The organism is Candidatus Methylomirabilota bacterium, assembly GCA_036005065.1.
GTDB lineage: Bacteria > Methylomirabilota > Methylomirabilia > Rokubacteriales > DASRDR01 > DASYQW01.
On the sequence record DASYQW010000336.1, the window covers coordinates 1 to 3,121 of the forward strand.

Annotated in this window: 3 protein-coding genes; 2 read left to right on the forward strand and 1 reads right to left on the reverse strand. The window is 71.9% G+C overall.

What is annotated here, in order from left to right; translation table 11 throughout:
- Nucleotides 1-987: cyanophycin synthetase (locus tag VGW35_22555; protein ID HEV8310453.1), on the forward strand; the 987-nt coding region annotated here is incomplete at its 5' end.
- Between the two features lie 48 nt (nt 988-1,035).
- Nucleotides 1,036-1,371 (forward strand): TraR/DksA C4-type zinc finger protein, encoded by a 336-nt coding sequence (locus VGW35_22560; protein ID HEV8310454.1) that lies wholly within the window; start codon nt 1,036-1,038, stop codon nt 1,369-1,371.
- Here VGW35_22560 and VGW35_22565 read toward each other — a convergent pair.
- Nucleotides 1,368-3,121: Mur ligase family protein (locus tag VGW35_22565; GenBank protein HEV8310455.1), on the reverse strand; the 1,754-nt coding region annotated here is incomplete at its 5' end. The genes VGW35_22560 and VGW35_22565 overlap by 4 nt on opposite strands.

The window sequence follows — 3,121 nt, forward strand, 5'->3', positions numbered from 1 at the left end:
GAGAAGCTCGCGCACGTGAAGCAGGTGGTCGTGGAGGCCGTGCCCAAGACGGGGTGGGCCGTCCTGAACGCCGACGACCCCCTGGTGCTCGAGATGCGGAAGGCCTGTTCCGGCTCGGTGATCCTGTTCTCCATGCAGGAGCACCACGACCTGGTCGGCCGGTGGGTCCGGCGTGGACGCAAGGCGGTGGTCCTGGAGAAGGGGCCACTCGGGGAGATGATCGTGATCAAGGAGGGCCGCCGGACCATGCCGGTGGCATGGGTCCACACGCTGCCGGCGACGTTCGAGGGCCGAGCCCGGATGAACGTGCAGAACGCCATGGCCGCGGCGGCCGCGGCCCATGCCGCCGGAGCCCACCTCCACGACATCCGCCAGGGGCTGCGGTCGTTCACCACGAGCTTCTACCAGGCCCCCGGACGGCTGAACCTGATCGATCTGGACGGCGTGAAGGTCGTCATCGACTACGCTCACAACCCGCACGGGTTGAAGAGCCTGGGCGAGTTCGTGGAGCGCATGACAGCCGACGAGGGCGGCCGCTCGTGGTCGGCGAACCTCCGCCTGGCGGTGGTGGCCACGGCGGGGGACCGCCGCGACGAGGACATGCGGGAGATGGGCCGGGTTGCCGCCCGGTACTTCGACGACGTCATCATCCGCGAGGACCGCCACACGCGGGGACGCGACCGCGGCGCGACGGCGGCCCTGGTCCTGGAGGGCGTCCAGGAAGCCCGGCGTGCCGGGGCCCGGGCGGGACACGTCGAGGTCGTGCCCAACGAGCTGGAGGCCACCAAGCGAGCCCTGGACCGGAGCCGGCCCGGCGACCTGGTCGTGCTGTGCGTCGACTACGCGACCGAAGCCTTCAAGGAGGTCGAGGCCCGCCGCTCGCTCGCGGCGCCCAAGGTGCTCCAGGCCGCCGAGGGCGACGGCCAGTTCCTCGCCGTGGGCGGCGACCCAGATTTCATCCGCGAGCACCCGGAGACCGGGCTGTAGCCGTCGAGCGGACCGGAGTCCCGATTGCGTGAATCAGACATCGAACGCGTGCTTGAGGATCGGCGGCGAGAGCTCGAGAGCGAGCTCGAGATCTTGACCCACGTGCCTCGCGACCCAACAGCGACGGTCTCCTTCGGCAAGCGTGTCGGAGAGGGCACGACGGAGGCCGTCGAACGGATCCACACGACCTCCGCGGCCAGAGCCCTGGCGGCCATGCTGGACGACGTCCGGCGGGCCCTGGCCAAGCTGGCCGAGGGGAGCTACGGCACGTGCGACGCGTGCGGGCGGGCCATCTCGCCTGAGCGGCTGGAGGCCATCCCGTGGGCGGTGCTGTGCATCGCGTGTGCCGGCGCCCGCGGCGGCCGGCGCCGCGACGCGATCTAACCAGGGCGAGCCTTCGCTCGTGAAGCGCGGACCGAGCGCGCCAACCGGCGCACCTCGTCCGGTCCCAGGCGTTGGGCGCCGTGCTCCTCCAGCCAGGCGAAGATCTCCGGCCGCTGCCCCAGCGCGGTGACGGCCACCACGTCGCCGGGGCTCGAGCCCCTCGCCATCCACTCCAGCGCGTGGACCTCGTCGGGGAAGACCGGGACCTCGGCGGCGCCCCCGTCGATCGCGCCGGCCCGGAGTCGTTCCACGAGCTCCTGTGGGTCGCGGCCTCGGAGGTACCGGGGGAGCTCGGCGACCGCGATGTGGTCGGTGCCGCGCGCGGCCCGATAGGCGAAGGCGTGGATGATGTCGTCCCGCCGGTCGCCGGCGGCGCAGATCGCCATCCACACGTCTCGAGCCCGCGCGCACAAGCCTTCGCAGATCTCGGTGAGGCCCATCATCCCGGCCTCGTTGTGGGCGTAGTCCACCACCACCACCCGGCCGTCGAGTGTGAACAGGTTGGCCCGCCCGGGATTCCGTTCCGGATCGAGCACGAACGAGCGCAGCCCACGGGCCACCGCCCGCTCGGGGAGACCGATGGCGAGCGCGGCGGCGGCGCCGGCCATCGCATTCTGGATGTTGGTGCTGGAGAGTCCGGCGATCGTCATCGGCACGTCCTCCAGCCGGACCAGCGGGTGGGCGGTCGAGCGTTCCAGCACGGTCATCCGCCCGTCGAGGGCGGTGACGGCCCGGCCGCCCTCGGCCAGCACCGTGCGGATGGCTGGATGGTCCGAGTCGAGCGAGAACAGCCATACGCGCCCGCTCGATCCCCTCCGCATCGAAAGCACGCGGGGGTCGTCCGCGTTCAGGACGTCCCAGCCGCGCGGCCGCGTGATCCGGGTGATCGTGGCCTTCACCTCCGCCAGCTGATCCAAGGTGTGGATCCCATGGAGGTCGAGGTGGTCGGCCGACACGTTGGTCACCACCGCGACGTCGTTGTGTTGCACGCCGATGCCGCGGAGGAGGATCCCGCCCCGCGCCGTCTCCAGCACGGCGACGTCGGGCTCCTGTGCCAGGGCCATAGCCGCGCCGCCGAAGCCGGAGTAGTCGCCCTCCTCCACGAGCTCCTCATCCCGATACACGCCGTCGGTGGAGGAGTAGGCGACGGAACGGCCGGCGGTCCGGATAATGTGCGCGAGGAGCCGAACCGTCGTGGTCTTCCCGTTCGTCCCGGTGACGGAGATCACCGGGATGTCAGGGTCGGGGACGGACGGCTGCGGACCGGGGTCGACGGCGCCGATGCGGGTGGCCGCCTCGCCGACGAGCCGCCGCGGCGAGCGGCGTGTCGCCAGCAGCGCCGACAGGACCTCGGCGACCTCACGGCCGAGGGCTTCGGCCGACCCGCGCCTTCGCCAGGGAAACGCCACCACGACCTCCCCGGGCTCGGGACCGGGACGGCCCCGGACGGCCAGTCGGATCCCCGAGGCCTCCGCCAGCCGGTGGGTGATGTGCAATGCCAGACGAGCGGTGAACCGTCGCCGTTGTTCGCTGTTCGGCCTGCCGGCCTTCGCCGCCCCCGTGAGCTCCAACGCCTCGGTGATCGCCGCCAGGCGAGCCTCGCTCGCGTCCAGCCATCCGGGAACGGCCAGCGTCAGCTTGACCGCGGGCCGGGTGAAGTAGAGGTTCGGGCCCTCCAGGACCCGCAGCTCCGCGAGCCGGACGGGCTCCATGGGCCGAGCATAGGTCAGGCGTCGTCCCCCGCGTGATA